This is a genomic window from Galliscardovia ingluviei (genome assembly GCF_014635685.1).
GTDB classification, from domain to species: domain Bacteria; phylum Actinomycetota; class Actinomycetes; order Actinomycetales; family Bifidobacteriaceae; genus Galliscardovia; species Galliscardovia ingluviei.
In genome coordinates, this window is sequence record NZ_BMDH01000001.1 from 901,440 (window position 1) to 918,085 (window position 16,646).

14 protein-coding genes are annotated in these 16,646 nt (G+C 44.7%); 6 read left to right on the top strand and 8 right to left on the bottom strand.

All coding sequences use genetic code 11. The features are described from left to right. Nucleotides 1-146 precede the first annotated feature (146 nt). Nucleotides 147-551 carry a pyridoxamine 5'-phosphate oxidase family protein gene (locus IEU85_RS03740; protein WP_188354855.1) on the bottom strand — a complete coding sequence of 135 codons (405 nt, stop codon included), beginning with the start codon at nt 549-551 and terminating at the stop codon, nt 147-149. Between the two features lie 197 nt (nt 552-748). On the opposite strand from IEU85_RS03740, the gene IEU85_RS03745 reads away from it, so the two are divergent. Together IEU85_RS03745 and IEU85_RS03750 are read left to right on the top strand one after the other, a co-directional pair. Then, nucleotides 749-1,348, top strand: a complete 600-nt coding sequence (locus IEU85_RS03745; protein WP_188354856.1) for a TetR/AcrR family transcriptional regulator — start codon at nt 749-751, stop codon at nt 1,346-1,348. 57 nt (nt 1,349-1,405) lie between these two features. Then, the gene (locus IEU85_RS03750; protein WP_188354857.1) at nt 1,406-2,212 is read left to right on the top strand and encodes a thiamine diphosphokinase; all 807 of its coding nucleotides are present in this window, start codon (nt 1,406-1,408) and stop codon (nt 2,210-2,212) included. Nucleotides 2,213-2,282: 70 nt separating this feature from the next. Here IEU85_RS03750 and IEU85_RS03755 read toward each other — a convergent pair whose 3' ends face one another. From IEU85_RS03755 to IEU85_RS03775, 5 genes are all read right to left on the bottom strand, one after another. Then, the gene (locus tag IEU85_RS03755) at nt 2,283-3,281 is read right to left on the bottom strand and encodes a lipid II:glycine glycyltransferase FemX (protein ID WP_188354858.1); all 999 of its coding nucleotides are present in this window, start codon (nt 3,279-3,281) and stop codon (nt 2,283-2,285) included. A gap of 50 nt (nt 3,282-3,331) precedes the next feature. After that, entirely contained in the window at nt 3,332-5,056 is a 1,725-nt protein-coding gene (locus IEU85_RS03760; RefSeq protein WP_188354859.1) for a Mur ligase family protein, read from the bottom strand. 152 nt (nt 5,057-5,208) lie between these two features. Then, nucleotides 5,209-6,267 carry a type I glyceraldehyde-3-phosphate dehydrogenase gene (gene gap, locus IEU85_RS03765; RefSeq protein WP_188354860.1) on the bottom strand — a complete coding sequence of 353 codons (1,059 nt, stop codon included), beginning with the start codon at nt 6,265-6,267 and terminating at the stop codon, nt 5,209-5,211. Between the two features lie 143 nt (nt 6,268-6,410). Further along, nucleotides 6,411-8,975 carry a bifunctional lysylphosphatidylglycerol flippase/synthetase MprF gene (locus IEU85_RS03770; protein ID WP_188354861.1) on the bottom strand — a complete coding sequence of 855 codons (2,565 nt, stop codon included), beginning with the start codon at nt 8,973-8,975 and terminating at the stop codon, nt 6,411-6,413. Between the two features lie 7 nt (nt 8,976-8,982). After that, nucleotides 8,983-10,440, bottom strand: coding sequence for an alpha/beta hydrolase (locus IEU85_RS03775; RefSeq protein ID WP_188354862.1), 1,458 nt, complete (start codon nt 10,438-10,440; stop codon nt 8,983-8,985). Between the two features lie 206 nt (nt 10,441-10,646). Here IEU85_RS03775 and ybaK point away from each other — a divergent pair, with 206 nt between their 5' ends. Beyond that, nucleotides 10,647-11,159, top strand: a complete 513-nt coding sequence (gene ybaK, locus IEU85_RS03780; RefSeq protein ID WP_188354863.1) for a Cys-tRNA(Pro) deacylase — start codon at nt 10,647-10,649, stop codon at nt 11,157-11,159. Between the two features lie 47 nt (nt 11,160-11,206). Here ybaK and IEU85_RS03785 read toward each other — a convergent pair whose 3' ends face one another. Continuing rightward, the gene (locus IEU85_RS03785; protein WP_188354864.1) at nt 11,207-12,409 is read right to left on the bottom strand and encodes a zinc-ribbon domain-containing protein; all 1,203 of its coding nucleotides are present in this window, start codon (nt 12,407-12,409) and stop codon (nt 11,207-11,209) included. A gap of 310 nt (nt 12,410-12,719) precedes the next feature. Between IEU85_RS03785 and IEU85_RS03790 the strand changes: the two genes are divergently transcribed. Together IEU85_RS03790 and IEU85_RS03795 are read left to right on the top strand one after the other, a co-directional pair. Further along, nucleotides 12,720-13,271, top strand: coding sequence for a sigma-70 family RNA polymerase sigma factor (locus tag IEU85_RS03790; RefSeq protein ID WP_229714748.1), 552 nt, complete (start codon nt 12,720-12,722; stop codon nt 13,269-13,271). Nucleotides 13,272-13,347: 76 nt separating this feature from the next. After that, on the top strand, nt 13,348-13,749 hold the full coding sequence (locus IEU85_RS03795) for a hypothetical protein (RefSeq protein WP_188354865.1): 402 nt from the start codon (nt 13,348-13,350) through the stop codon (nt 13,747-13,749). 323 nt (nt 13,750-14,072) lie between these two features. Here IEU85_RS03795 and xylA read toward each other — a convergent pair whose 3' ends face one another. Beyond that, on the bottom strand, nt 14,073-15,419 hold the full coding sequence (xylA, locus tag IEU85_RS03800; protein WP_188354866.1) for a xylose isomerase: 1,347 nt from the start codon (nt 15,417-15,419) through the stop codon (nt 14,073-14,075). Between the two features lie 227 nt (nt 15,420-15,646). On the opposite strand from xylA, the gene IEU85_RS03805 reads away from it, so the two are divergent. Next, nucleotides 15,647-16,621 carry a bile acid:sodium symporter family protein gene (locus IEU85_RS03805; protein WP_188354867.1) on the top strand — a complete coding sequence of 325 codons (975 nt, stop codon included), beginning with the start codon at nt 15,647-15,649 and terminating at the stop codon, nt 16,619-16,621. The last annotated feature ends 25 nt before the right edge of the window (nt 16,622-16,646 follow it).

Below are 16,646 nucleotides of genomic sequence, written 5' to 3' on the forward strand. Positions count from 1 at the left end.
ACGCTGTAATACTCCGCAGTAGCGCTGTTACTTGAATCAGCATAGCGGTGTGACACATGATATACACTCTATACAACACAAAAGGGAGACCGTGGTCTCCCTTAATCAAAACTTGCTAAGACTTAACTAGCCTTTAACAATAACTCTTAGTCCTTAACAATAGTCTTTCCAGCATTTGCGCCAGAAGTCAAATCCTGAATTTCAGTAATCTCAAGCACTGGAATTGCAGCAGGAATCTTGGTGCCCTTTTCCTTAGCTACTTCAACCTGAGCATTGTACAAATCGTCATCAGTATGAATAGTTACATTTCCGCGGAAACGATAACCCTTCTTTTCTGCCAAGTTTGCTACTGCAACAACAAGCTTGCCATTAGCCTTGACATTGCTAAATGCCTGTCCAGCAGTACGCTCGTGGTATGCCAAATGATTGTCATCAAGCACAAACATAGACATCTTTGGACCGAGATCAAGCACACCGTTTTCATCTTCGGTAGCAATCCAGCACAAGTTATTTGCAATAAATTCCTTCATATCTGCAGTCAATGTTGCCATACTCGTTCCTTTCTACTTAAAGTTACACACTTATCTATAAGGATACCGCAATTTTTCCCTATCACAACTCTTTTTGTAATGCACCACATGAGTTTCACTCTAGGCAAATTACTCTGTAACCGTATACTGAGCGAGCATACCTTGTCATATCCAATGCTAGTATGTGTACGTTGTATCACTACGTTCCGGGAACACTCATGAATAAGCAACCTCAGGTTACAGAACGCACCAAAGCCGTTCTTTGCAAAGCATTCTGGTCACTCTATGCCACGCAAACACTTGACGCTATTTCTGTGCGACTAATAACCGATATCGCAGGATACAATAGAGGTACGTTCTATCTGTATTACCGTGACGTGCATGATATGCTTCAACAGATTGAAGAGAGCTTACTCAATAAACTCGATACGCTTGTAGCATCACTGACACAGCATCACGAGCACTACAATATGACGGCTGCTTTAGAAGAAGTACTGCAATTTATGTATGCACAACGCAGCTATATTACCGTATTACTCGGCACACATGCAGAGCAGTTTGCTGCAACTCGCTGCTCACATGCACTTTGGAAAATCATTAGCACACATCAATTATCACAACCAAGTAACAATCAAACTACACCCCAAGAACAGCAATATATGCAAGCATTTGTTACTCAAGGATTGCTTGCTGTTATTGTGCAATGGCTTGATAGCAGCGACCAAAACAGCACACAGACAGAGCCTACTAATACTCTTACTGCTGCACAACTTGCGCATATGATGGTAGAAACACTTATTCCTTCGCGTTTACTGTAGTTACCCGCTATCACGCTGCATGAGCAAATGCATACCCATGCGGGTAGACTTCACCATATGACTACCACAGCACTACCAGATACACCGCAACATTACGATGCCGTTATTATTGGAGCAGGAAGCATAGCCGCCGAAGATGAACTTTGTTTACGCGCTCTGGTCAAAGCAAACCCTCACATGCTTATTATTGCTGCAGATGGCGGTGCAGATACGGTAGCAGCATGGGGTCTGAACCCGAATTATATTATTGGAGACTTTGATTCGGTAAGCAAAAAGCCTCACGATCATCGTAATACTATTGCCCTACCTGTGCATAAAGATGAAACCGATATGCATGAGGCACTAACTCTTGCTTGGCAACATGGTGCTCGACGTATAGCTTTATTTGGTGCCCTGGGCGGTAGAATAGACCATACTCTAGCAAATATTCAACTGCTTAGTTATGTAGCAGCTGCTGGCGGTAACGGCACTCTGCTGCACAATGGCCAAGCAATTACTGTAATTACTCAAGGCTCGCTACGCTTCCCTACTTGGCTTGGAACAGCAGGTCATATGGTATCGGTGTTAGCACACAGTGATACTGCCACAAACGTTACTATTGACAGCCTCTTGTATGAAGCTCAACTCGATCTCATCAACACTCATGCCCAAGGGGTCAGTAATGAGTTTGTGCATGGAAAAGCAGCACATATCAGCGTAGAACAAGGACTGATAACTGTTACTTGGCATATCGGCAAGCCGGTTGAAAAGTCCCCTGCTGAGCTAGCCGCATTACTGACGCCGCAATGGTCTACATCACGCCCATATCAAGTTGAAGCATTTGGCACACTTAATACACAAACTTCTTCATATTACAGTGCATAACAGTGTTGTAATGCATATGGCGAAGTACTACTGCACCCTAATCACCATATGCATGCACCAGTTACACACACTACTTTTTCAACAAGTTTTTAGCGTTTTTGAGAATTTGTAGCGTACGATACATCACTGATTGAACAGGAACATCCCTATCCGGAGCAACTGCAGTTATTTCCTCAGTAAACTTAGTTTTAAACTGATTCAATGTATTTAATGCTGGATAATTATCTGAACCAATACCCATCAAATCGATAGAGCGAATGCCCTGCTGCGCTAAATCATTGAAAATAAAGAAGAATAACTTATCTGGTGCGCGCAACTTACGCATGTCAGTGCGCATACAACCATAGTAATATACAGCGCGATTGTCATTAATAGTAATGATGCACCAATTAGAAATTTCCCCGTTAATACGACCAGCATACAATCTACAATGCTCTGTGCCAAGAGTAGTAAGCATATCGTGATATGTATTTTTGGAGGCCGGAGTAAAACCATCACGATGAGCAGTATCTACCATCACTTGATAATACTCATCAAAAGATTGGATAGCCTGCTGTGTCTCATCAGCACATTCCGCTGGGCTCTCTCGTAATGCTTTTCTCACATCATAGCGACCACGTTTACGCATTTGTGCAAGAATCTCATCGGAGGTTCCTTCAAGTGGTACCACTACAGTACTGTCATATGGAATAGTAGAAAGCACTGGCTGAGCGACTGTGTCATACCAAGCGCCCAATCGAATAAATACTACAGATTTATCTGTTGCGCGAATAAATTTTTGCAGTTCTTGCAGTACGGCTGCTTCTGTTTCTTTGGTAGGCTGTGAAACCCAAACAGGTCCATGCAATGAGCGTAAATACGTGTATCCATGAGTGTGATACGCGATGCAAGACAAAATCGCTAGTAGTACTTTATCTTTACTTATAGCAAGTACACCCCAAGGCTCGCGTCCCGGAATAGTTGCTTGATAGTTAGACCATACTTCACTTTGTTCAATTGGTAGCACCATAGCATATTCTTGCGCTAATCGTCGAGCATCTTCAAAACTTATTCGCTCAATATCAATCATACTGCTCCTTTATTATGCCAGCCTATATTGTAGCACTAAGTACTATGCCTTCACTTTTCATCACCATGTTGCTGCTGGTATGCACAATCAATCGCGGCACGGTCTCCAATATACGGTACAGAACGTCCTTGTATCACCTGATGATCTTCATCACCTTTACCAACCGCCAATATAACAATTGGTTGCTCTTGACTTAGATCACTGCCTTGCTGCTCATCTAACGCAGGAAATACACTGGTACCTTCACGTAGTGCATATGCTTGTTCAACAGCAAATGCTAATGCTGCTGCCCTGTCTACAATAATGGTGGAATACAAGGCATGATCAGTAATATATGATTGCATTTCTTGAGCAATTGCTTGTGGATCATCAAAATTACTATCATCAGTTGTCAGTACTACCGCGCGAGCACCTTCTTGGCACGCCTCAATAATACCTTGTCTGCGATCAAGCGCCTTACCGCCAGTTGAGCCGGTGACCACAATAATATATGGATTACTATACTCCTGCTGTACTTCATGAATTAAAGCGCTAACACTCAAATAATTATGCGCATAGTCGATAATGCAATCAACATGATGTTTGCCAACAATACGCTCCATGCGGCCTGGAACGCGAGTTGTTGATAACACGTGATCTACCACATTGTGATCGATAGTAAAGCCAACACTATGAATCAATGCAAGGGCTACCGTTGCATTAGCAATATTAAACTCGCCAAGTAGCGCCAGATGACTGTGCTGACTTAATACAGTGTTAGTGCGTGTGGTTACCTGCCCACCGTACTCCAGCTCATACGCATGCGTAGAGAAATGTACGTGGTCAGCATCTATCACTGTTTGCACAATATTTCGTACCTCAACTGCGCTATTGCCCGCAATATCGCGTTTAACAATCTCGCCAAGTGACGCATCCCCACGCTGCTCTTGTGTAAGCATCTGACAGAACGTAACCGGCACTGTTGCCTGCAAAGCATCCTCAGTGAGCAATCGTAAATAATCACAATCTGCGTTTACAATCAGCTGATCCGTATTGCGAATAATCTGCCGCTTGCAATACAAGTAGTTTTCGAATGTAGGATGCTCAATTGGACTGATATGATCCGGGCTAATATTCAAAAATGCAGCACTGGCAAAATGAATACCAATAACACGACCAATCTTATATGCCTGAGAACTAATCTCCATCACCAAATGCGTGATCCCATGATTACGAGCTTCGCGCATCATACGGAGTGAATCAAGAGATTCAGGCGTAGTTAAGTGTGATGGCAACATCGTCGTACCATCAACGCATAGTGATTCAGAACTGAGTAGCCCAACACGATAGTCAGTGCATTGTTGCAGTAACGCGAATGTTAAAAATGCGGTTGTTGTTTTGCCTTTAGTGCCCGTGATACCAAGAATAGTTAATTCTTGTTCAGGATGACCATAAAATTCGGCACTAATACGTGCCATAGCCGCGTACACATCATCAACAATAATCCCCGGCACATTGATGTACTCACTGTAATCCTGCTGTGCAACATAAGCAACTAAACCGTGAGTGTCCAAATCTTGAAGGTAGCGTGGATTAAAATTTCCTTTAATAAACAGTAAAGTCGCTTCATGAGTATCTCTCGTATCATACGTAATATGCGTAATGTTAATATGTGGCACTTGCTGTATATCAGTAGTCCACTGTGCTTGCTGAGGCAGGATTATCTCATGCAGTAACTGGTACTGCTGTGTAATAGTTGCAATTTCTCGCAATGATAACACTGGTTGTGATGACATTACATGCGCTCCTTTTGCCTCAAGGTAGCTTACACTGTGCTATAGGAAAAGGTCATAAAAAACCAAAGGAAAAGCGGCAACCCACTACTTGAGCGAGTCACCGCTTATATTGAGTTATGCATATAGCGTTTCGCTATACCAAACGCTCCAACTTACTTGGAGAGCTCTGCGAAGTAGAGCAGAGTGCGAACCATGTTAGCAGTGAAGCCATACTCGTTGTCGTAGAAGGCAACGGTACGTACCATCTGTACGCCATCAACATCGTTAACATCGGTCTGGGTTGGATCGAATACACCAGCGTGGGTATCGCCAACGATATCGCCAGAGACGATGCCGTCACCGTTGTAGCCGTAGAAGTCGCAGTTTGCGAATTCCTTCTCGAACTGAGCGTTGATCTCTTCAACAGAGGTCTTCTTCTCCAAAACGGTGAAGAGCTCGGTGATGGAGCCGTCAGAAACCTGAACGCGCTGTGCATGACCCTGCAACTTGCCGTTCACTTCTGGAACTACCTTGCCGATTGCCTTTGCAGCACCGGTGGAATGTGGAATAGTGTTGATTGCAGCAGCGCGCAAATCGCGACCATTCTTCTTACCGTGAGGGCCGTCGAGAATCATCTGGGTTCCGGTGTAAGCATGAACGGTGGTCATGAAGCCAACCTTGATGCCCCAGTTATCATTAAGGGTCTTGACCATGGAAGCCATGGAGTTGGTGGTGCAGGAACCTGCGGAAACGATGTTATCGTCCTTCTTGAGGATGTCCTGGTTTACACCGAACACGACGGTTGGTGTGGTTGCATCCTTAGCTGGTGCAGAAATCAGAACCTTCTTAGCACCTGCGTTCAAGTGAGCCTGTGACTTCTCTGCGGAAGTGTAGAAACCAGTGCACTCGAGTACGAACTCAACACCATCGTTCTTTACCCAAGGAATGTTGTTTGCATCTGGCTCTGCATATACTGGGTATTCCTTGCCATCAACGACGATAGCGGAATCAGTTGCAGAAACTTCTACTGGAGAACCATCAACATGCTTGAAAGTGCCATGAGTGCTGTCATACTTCAACAAGTAAGCCAGTGCAGATGGGGAAGTCAAATCGTTGATAGCGGCAACTTCGATGTCTCCGGCTTCGCCGCCCTTCTGCTGCAATTCGAAAATGCGGCGGAAAGCCAAACGACCAATGCGGCCAAAACCGTTGATACCAATCTTAATAGTCATAACTTATCTCCTGAGTGGACTGGTCTGCTTGAAATTCATTTGCATCCGTACAAACTCCTTCAACGACCTTTTTTTCCAACGTGTTTAATACTACCCTCTCTTGTAGTCATTTCGCTTATAACACGCTTGTCTAGCGTGCCGTATTAATGCGTACTAGGCTTTAATGCTTTCACGAATGCCACTACATCACTTGGCTTCATACCAGGCAGGTACGATTGCGTAACCGCTAAGGCAATTTGCGCAAGTTTTGCGGCATCTGGATAGGCAATATACACGCCCTCTTCTTGCGGTTGGAACTTCAGTTTGAATCGGAATAGTGAGTGGAATCCGTAAGCAGGTTCGATCAAATCAGCAACAGCTTGTAATACATGTGCCAGAATCTGCGTGCCATCAGTCTGCTGGCTATCTGCCGCGTCACTCTCTGCTTGGTTTTCAGACGAACCCACTACAGAAAGACCTGCTAATGGCGCTGCAGAAAGACTCATAAACTCAGCGTCCTCTTCTTGTAAACGCTCTGCCATACGCGCAATGAGGAATTCCATTACGCCATTTTCACTATCTGGTCTGTGACGCATAAAATCAAGTGTCCAGCCAATAATAACCCCATCTCGATAGGTGGGCAACCAACTTGTTACCGCCTGCACTACTCCTTGTGCGTCAAGAGCATACAGTAATCGCACGCGATTATCCATGAGTTCTTCAATGCCGCCTAGGGTAAAGCGCATTTCTGGCAGCGCTTTTTCCTCAGTCCATTGTTCAGATATTTCAACAATTTGCGACTGAATGCCCAATGGCGCCTCGTCAAAAGTAGTGAGCACATCAATCATGCCCTCACGCTTAGCTTTGTTAATAGCGGTGCGCACATCTTGCCATTTTTTACCGCGAGTTTGCCAAGTTCGTGGATGCACAATCATTTCAGTTCCCACTGCAAGTGAGGACCAACCTTGATTGACTAGTATTTCACGCTGATGCTCGTGAATACTGTAGAACACAGGTGTCCAAGAATTTGCAATACAGAATTGCACAAACTGCTTAATATCCTCATCCCATTCATCGCGAGCGCCAAAAGGCCCAGTCACACTTAAAGCAATACCATGTTCTACTCGGTATGCAATGGCTGAACGCCCGCTTGGTGAGAACCAGTAGTGATTATCTTGCCAGGTTGCCATAAATGACATTGATTCGCCGTCAATTTGCACTAATTTAGAGGCTCGTTGACGACTTGATTCGTCTACTTCACCAGCATCGAGCAGGCACCAACGAATCATAATAATAGTAATCAGCCAGAAGACCGGACCCACACCTTCATACACCACTGTTGCCAGAGTATCTACTGGAATAAAATCAGGATTGATACCGTTAAGAAAACCAATTGGCATAAAGCGCTGCGGCACATCTGCAAGAACATTGCCAAAAGATGGCACTCCATTGAATCCGTGTGCATGGGTAAGCACAACCAGAATATAACTGAGCGTCAGCACACACCAGCTGACAACAATGGTAACCATCGAAATCATAATGCGGCGCTGGGCAGTTTTTCGGTCAAAGGCTTTCCAACTAACTACAACCATAGCAATGCATACCGCTGGAATAATAATGCTTGCAATTGCTGATTTGAATGCTCCATGCATCACCAGTCCCGGTAAACCATGGTAAGCGTGAGCCAATGGAATAATGCAGTAGTATGCAATAGCACAAATAATCGTTGCAGCATTGGCAATAATGCTCAGTATTGCTGCAATGCGCCTACCTTTGAATAGTCCCCAACTGACCAGTAACATAGCAATAACTGGCAGCAGTGAAACAATGATGCCGCCCGGTAATGCGAGACGCTGCAATCTAAACTGCACGAAGCAATTAAGGTCTGTATCTGCCCCCAAGCATGTTGATAGCTTATTGTAGTTAAAGCGAATAGGGCTCATCAACAAGCCGAAAGTAGAAAGTGGTCCGTAGCTTAACGGAGATGTGACGGAAACCACTGGTCCGAGTGCCATAACTGCACTGACAATGGCCACTACCCTGCGTGTTTCAAATACTGTACCAGGAATAATGCTTTCACGCTCATTGTGCGAGCACATTAAGTACCCTAATACATGACCTATAACCGTTGCTGCCAGCACGCTAAAATCACTGGGCTCACCGCGATACAGTACTAACGTTGCCACGAATGCGTACATAATAATACGAATGCGGCGGCGCCATAGCAGCGAACTAAATGCACTAACCACCATAATTGGACCTGCAGCAATAATTAGCGGTCCTAAAATAAAACCAAAGTCAGCAATGCGCATCCAATGCGTGCTATGCGCATACATCGCAGCAGTAAGTCCCATGCCACATGCGATACCACCCAAGGTACTAATTGCAGCAATCCACAAAGTACGTCCTACACCAAGACGCGACTGTGCTAGCCCCAAACACACTGCAACAATAGGCACATCAATAAGTAGTCGTAACGGATGGCTTACTGTAAAGAGCGAGAGCAGCATACTGCTTGGCACCCCTCGAGACAGCCTTGAAAGACTGACACGTGCCAGAGAGCCGGGATACAAGTGTGCCGTGGCAGCACAGTAGATTGCAGTACCTAGTGTTACCACTACAATGAGCCCGACAACAACAACAGCAACCATATGCGTACGCATCATCTGCATGCCATCAGCGAGCACTACATGCCAAGAGTTTTGTTTTCGCTTGTTGTTTACACTCATATTCAACCTACTTCTGTTCTACTACGCGAACACCTGTTGTTGCAGCAGTGTCCTTAAGCGTTGGTATTGGAAAATCTAATCCCATTTGTGCACATACTGTTGGTAGTGCTGTACGCAATGTTGCCTGAACGGTATGCCAATCATGACCAGTATTCGGCACAATAATCGTCGTGGCATCCATACCAGCAAGACGCGCAGCTTGGGTAATAGTTTTTGCATTACTGATGGATTTACTGTCTAATGTGCCGGCCCCCATAATCAGTGTGGAATGTGCAAACACCTGATCATGAATATGCTCATGCAAAATATCAAGCGGCACATGCGCACGGTACGCAGCGGCATTCCCATTAAAGAAATCGCGAATCATACGTGTTTCATTGCCATTATGCGGTCCTAACTCAGAAGATGACGCAATAATATGCCCATAGCGCTCAGGGTATCGCAATCCGAATTGCACAGCACATGTAGCTCCCTGTGAAAATCCTGCAATAGCCCAATGCTGCGGCTCTTTACTTACTGGCAAATGGTTAACAATCCAGTCAGTCACATCTTTCGTAATATAGGTTTCTACATTGCCATATTTCGTAGAATTCACGCATAACGTATTGTGCAGTGCGCTACCTAATTGGTCTGGAGCAACAATTACCGGAGCTAATCCATGATGTTGCTGAGCATATTGATTGGCAATCTGCGGTAATTGACCTGCTAAAAATGCACGGTCAGGGCTACCAGGCTGACCCGCCATCATAATTAGTACTGGCAAACGAACAGGCTGCGGTACCAAGCCAGCAGGAGGTACATATACCACAGCTGTCCGAGCCTTAAAACCAGAAGCTGTTGCTGGAATATTAACCGAACCTACCATTCCCTGCTTGGGCGCTTGAGTTGGATGTTCTCGCCATTGCTGTGCTGATTGTGTGGCCTTACCAATACGTGACAAGTCAAGCGGCTCAAACGAGGTAATATCTACTACACTACCAAGCGTCGGATACTCGCCATACACTTCGTTAATTTGTGTTGCTGTGGAGCATACAGCAAGTACTGTAGTGACTATTGCTAGAACTTTGCGCCAAGAATGCGTGATAATACTTAATGCAATTGCCGCGCCGACAAGCATTACCGACCATGCTGCGGCAATAATCACATCCATACCGAGCATGACACCAAATACCAAATAGTGATCTAGCAACCAAGTAATGCCAAAACCAGCAACTAGTCCTGTAATCGCACCAATACAAACCCATCGAATAGTGCGCAACCGCGGACTGCTTGGCTTTGAACTTGTATTTGCATTTGAGCGTAAACGTGAGTTTGCATTCGTTCCCTGTGGGCGAATAATGCTCAATATCACAAGCAACACTATCCCTATAAGCGTCAAGCCAAGTAACACCTTAGTCAACCAACCTCCTATAAGGCTGATACTCCATATACGTTCCAGCACTTGGTTCATTGCGCCTCCAATCACCGACCCAACTGTAGACTCAAGCCTTAGCAGTTGCCATCATCCTCAGGATTGATTTGCTATAGGAAGGTTTACCAGCTTGCAGACTGTAGCACGATAGTTCACTTAAGGGTTTACAGAGTTGTTACATAAGCGCACTGCACTATACCCTGCATGATGAGCTGCATGAGTTGTACTGCACTAGTTAGCCCTTGCGCTACAGTGCCAGTATGGCAAAACATCGTAAATCCTCTTCGACAACTCATGCTTCTACTCCAGCTCTTGCCCAACTTGAACAGGCGCATATCGCCTATCAACTCCATGAGTACGAGCATGATAGTGAGCATATGCATGATGGTTATGGACTTGAAGCGGCTGCCAAATTAGGCATAGATCCACATCGTGTTTGCAAGACGCTTATGGCTGATCTTGGTGGCGAGCTGGTCACTGCTGTAGTACCTGTTAGCGGTCATCTCGATATGAAAGCCCTTGCCCACGCTTGTGGGGCGAAAAAAGCACATCTTGCCGAAGCTCAGCAAGCCATGCGCGAAACAGGGTATGTTGTTGGAGGTATTTCTCCACTTGGTCACCGTAGCCCACATCGCACTGTGCTTGATGCTCAGGCAGCGCAATATCCTACTATTCTAGTTTCAGGAGGCAAACGAGGCACGAGCATCGAGCTTGCACCACAAGACCTAGTTAGCGTATTACAAGCCGATATTGCTCCTATTGCTACATGGTAAACTTGGGCTTACTCGAACTTGAACTAGATGCGTCTGTAGCACAAACACTATTGCAGATCAACAACCATACAATTATCTTGATTATATCCCTGCTGGGCACACCATTGTTCACCAGACTCAATGCTGCCGAACGACTCGCCACTAATAATGACATAATAATTGGTGCCATTACCATGCTTGGTGTATGTTGGCCAATCAGCAGACCACAATAACCGTGCTTGAGGATGCTTGGCTGTATATTTGATGAACTCTTCCCAAATATCCTTACTCGTCCAAGTCTTACCTTCTGCAGTCATACCTTCAATTTTTGAGGATAATTGCGTGGTATAAGAAGTCATGAATGATTGAGCAGCTTGCCTATCGCTATCGATTTCACGTTGCAAAGCATTCTTACTAGCCTGTTCAATCTCATCCTCTGTTAATATTGAAGCACCAACACGACGTCCTGATGACGTGGTTGAAGTGCTACTCTTGCCTTTCGATGACGAGTGCAGAGTGACTTTAGCTTGCAATGTTATGGCAGGTTCGTGTGCTGGAATAAAGGATTGATCTTGAGTAAACGCTAGCGAAACACTCCCACTTTCACCATCAGTAAGTTCAATAGGTTGTTCAGAAAAATCAAATACTGCTGCTGCAATAATCCCATGTTGATCACTGATGCGAATTTCCACATTATTGTTGTCTAAAGAATATGTGTCGCATGATGATGTAAATGTACCAGCAACAACTGCCGTATGATCTAACTCTTGCGTACGCACACGCTTGGGTTCAAATTGCAAGCTCGTAGCACATGCTTTGTTTTGTTTTTTGCTTTGTTTTTTGTCTGTGTTCTTTGCTGTTGCGTCTGAGGTATCCGAATTATTATCATCCTCAGTATCGGTGGCGCTGTTTTGTGATTGGGCAGATGTGCTTTCCTGTGCAGCACTATCATTATGACCCGATATGAACCACCATGCCAAAACACCGACAATAGCTAAGACTATTATTGCAGCCAAGACACTCACAAGTGCAATAATCTTTTTCTTGTTATTTTTCGTTGGTTTCTGTGGTATTGGCTGTTGTGTAGATGCTGTTTGTGGTGCATCCATATTAGGTTGATAAGGAGGCGTTACTGGTATTTGCGTATATGGTTGTTGCGTATTAGGCTCTTGTTCAATGCTCGGATCTGCCGGTGATGCAATTGGTGATCCGCAATTACTACAAAATTGTGCATCTTCATCTAAACGAGTACCGCAATTGACACAAAACATATGCTCTCCCAATCTTTCTGCTCCCTATAGCATATATCAATTCTATCGTTTTTCGTCAGTAGCATGTGGGATTTCTTCGAATATCAGTACTTTTGAAAACTTTGCGTACTTTCTTACAGCTTTCTTACGCTTTTCGAAGCGTCTGTACCCACACTCGTGGCACAATAGAAATGTGTCACAAGTTATAGAGCAACAATCTATGCAAGCACCGTCAGTGCAGACACCATCTGCGCCGGTGTCTTCTGAGCAAGCGCTATCTGTATCAACACCTTCTGTACAGACACAGCGTGCTCAATTTGAGTCACTTGCCATGCCCATTGTTGATACCTTATATCGACATGCGATGCGATTGACCAATAATGCTGATGATGCACAGGATTTAGTTCAAGACACCTTTGAACGTGGGTTTAAGCATTTTTCTTCATTTGAACCTGGCACTAATTTTGCTGCTTGGATGACAACTATTGAGCGCAACCTCTTTTTTAACCAATACCAAAAAGCAAAACGTCGGCCGCAACGCGCGAATGCTGCTACTGGAGAGTATGACGATTGGGATATTTATGCAGCTTCTGAGCATCAGTCTCAAGGGCTGAAATCAGCAGAAGATAGTTATTGGGAAGCATTTGCACCCCAAGAGATTATGGCTGCCTTGCAGAAACTTTCCCCAGAACGCCGCCAAGTGTTTATTGATGCAGCAATCGATGGCAAAAGCTATCAGCAAGTTGCTGATGAGCAGGGTGTTGCTATTGGCACAGTAATGAGCCGTTTGAATCGTGCACGTGCTCAACTTAAGCAAGAACTTGCCCATTATGCAGCTGAGCGCGGGTATGGCAAATCAAAAACATCGCCATCGTCACACTAATTATGCCAATTGTGAACCACAAAGGCTATATTTTGCGCCATAATAGAGAAAGCAATTACGTGTATAGGAGAAGCAAATGAATACTGTGTCGAATGCGCACGGTACGCATAACGAGCAGTACCATAACAACGCAGCATATGATGAAGATATGCCACTTATCCCCGGTGATTTGTGTTTAGTCGATTTATCACAAGGCGATTGTTTTAATATTGATGCATGTTGTGATGATCAAGAAAAAGCGTTAATTGCAACATTACGTGCCTATTTACGGCCAGAGCAGGCTCCAGAGCGTTTGATGAAGCGTTTGCGTCATTGTCTCGATGATGTCTGCAATGAACATGCTGATAGCAATGTTGAAGCACCAACTGCAACCATGCATATTGAACAGCGAATTGAACGCACTACTGTTACTACTGCAGATGGTGTTGCTGCCTATACTCAAGAAACTGTAATACGAACATCGTCTACTCTTGAGTAATACCACTATTGGATTCATATTGTTGATAGCGCACTCTCTATTAACGTATCGCTCTTTTAGCCAATACGTGCGTACTCTGGTATCTCTTAACATATTATTAAAATCGCGTATTACATACTCACTATACATAAGCGCACATAAGCGATAGATACACGAAATAAGACATATTGGCAGCAATAACAATGGCGGAGCCTAAGCCCCGCCATAAGAAGGAAACCCAATACCGTACACATGACCTACGGCTCTGGGTGTGATGTAACTACACAGCATGAAGTACCTTCACACCCAGTGTTTATATATCTGTTCTGTATCTGTAGTTATATTTATGCTTCTGCCAAAGCCTCAACAATGTAGTTGTTGATGGTTGCCTTTACAGACTCAAGGTGATCAGACTTGGTTGCTGCAATAAGCTCAGACTGTGGCTTATCGAGTGAGTACTCTTCCAAGGAAGCCAAAGTAGCAGTGCCATTCTCAATAGAAGCACCAATACCGGAATCGTAGGAAGCGTAACGCTCTGCCTGCAAGTTCTCGATGAACTTATCCTCGTGCATCTTTGCTGCCACCAGCAAGCCTGCAGCGAAGGAATCCATACCTGCAATATGTGAACGGAAGAGATCTTCTGCCACAAAGCTGGTACGACGTGGCTTAGCATCGAAGTTCAAACCACCGTGAGGTCCGATAGAACCTTCATCGAGCACTTCCCACATCACAGTAGAAGTCTCATAGAGATCAGTTGGGAACTCATCCATATCCCAGCCAATCAGCTTATCACCTTGGTTTGCATCGAGAGAGCCGAGCACGCCTGCTTCACGAGCAACACGAATCTCATGCTGATAGGTATGACCAGCGAGGTTAGCGTGATTGCCTTCGAGGTTGAGCTTCATGAAGTCGATATCATAGGTCTTCAAGAATGCGATAGCAGTTGCAGCATCGAAATCATACTGATGCATTGTTGGTTCCTTAGCCTTTGGCTCAATCAAGAACTGTGCATCCAAGCCGATTTCCTGCGCATATGCATGGCACATATGGAAGAACTTAGCCATATGCTCCTGCTCGCGCTTCATCTGAGTATTCCACAGGTTCTCATACCCTTCACGACCACCCCAGAATACGTAGTTTTCTGCACCCAAACGCTTTGCAATCTCAAGGCTGTGCTTGAGCTGACCTGCTGAGTAAGCATAGATATCAGCAAATGGTGAGGTTGAAGCGCCGGAAACGAAGCGTGGGTTGGTGAATAGTGAGGAAGTGTTCCACAGGAGCTTAACGCCAGTGGACTTCATATTTTCCTCAATGCGGTCCACTACCTTGTCAAGATTGGCGTTGGTTTCACGCAATGTATCGCCTTCTGGAGCGATATCACGATCATGGAAGCAGAAGTACTCTGCACCGAGCTTGGTGAAGAATTCAAAAGCATAATCAACCTTGGCGAGCGCCTCATCCATTGGGTTGGAATACTTGCCGTACCATGGGCGATGAGCAGTGCCCACACCAAATGGGTCAACCAATTCCTGATCAAAGGTATGCCACCATGCCACACCGAAGCGCAGCCAATCCTTCATCTTCTTGCCTGCTACTACGCGATCAGCATCATAGTAGTGGAAACCGAGACCTTCCTGTGGTCCCTTTTCACGGCCGACATATTCAATCTTATCTACATCCCACAAAGCCATTGAAGCTCCTTTGCTATGTTCAGGCTTATCCTGACTTATTGCGTACATGTATATAGTAAAGTCATTTACCTAAGTTTGTCAAATCATATTACTTAATTGATATTCCGTGTGTCGCGGTTGCGCGTTGTAATTTTTGTCTTCCCCCTACATGCCCACTATGTGACCCTCTTCTTTTACAACATCAGTGAAGTACTACTATGGCACTATTCCAACGGGAAGGAGGAACAATGCAAAGAATAACAACATTTTCCAACTGGCTTACACGCTGGTTTACTCTGATTGTTGTTATCTGGGCAGTCGTCAATTACTGTATTCCCACCATTAGCGTAGGTGGAAAAAGCTACACAGGCTATCTTATCGGAGTCGTATTATTCGGTATGGGGTTAACCTTATCTATCGATGATTTTGCACGTATTATTAAACAACCACTGATGGTAATTATTGGTACTGTTGCACACTATGTCATCATGCCACTTATTGCTGTAGCATTGTGTTGGATATTCCATTTATCCGGACCTCTTGCAGTAGGCGTTATCCTCGTGGGCTGCTGCCCTTCAGGAACCTCTTCAAATGTGATGAGCTTCCTCTCACGTGGAGATGTGGCACTTGATGTATCTATCGGAATTTTGTCAACATTGCTTGCGCCGATAATGATTCCAACACTAATGCAGGTATTAGCCTCACAATATGTTGCCATTCCATGGCAATCACTTTTCGTCAATGCTTTATTAGTTGTGTTGTTGCCAATTGCACTAGGTGTTGCCTGCCATATGTTATTTAAGGAAAAGATTCAAACCGTAACGCCGGTACTTCCAATTATTTCTCAACTTGCTATTTTAGCTATTATCGGCATTGTAGTGGCAGTAAACCATGATCGCCTGTTCAGTAGTGCAACCTTATTGGCGATCCCAGTAGTCATGCTACATAATCTATGCGGATATGGACTTGGATACGGATTCTCTAAGATTATGAGCAAAATTTACCCACAAGGGTTTGGCTATGCCCAACAAAAAGCCATCACCTTTGAAGTCGGTATGCAAGATTCAGGTTTGGGAGTAACATTAGCACTTACCAGCTTTGCTGCTGCACCGCTAACAGCAATACCGTCAACATTCTTTAGTGTGTGGCACAATATTTCCGGATCAGTGCTCTCGACTTGGTGGCGTAACCATGACGATCGAAAGGCCGCATTACACCAGTAAATAGGTTATCAATGTAGTCAATCTA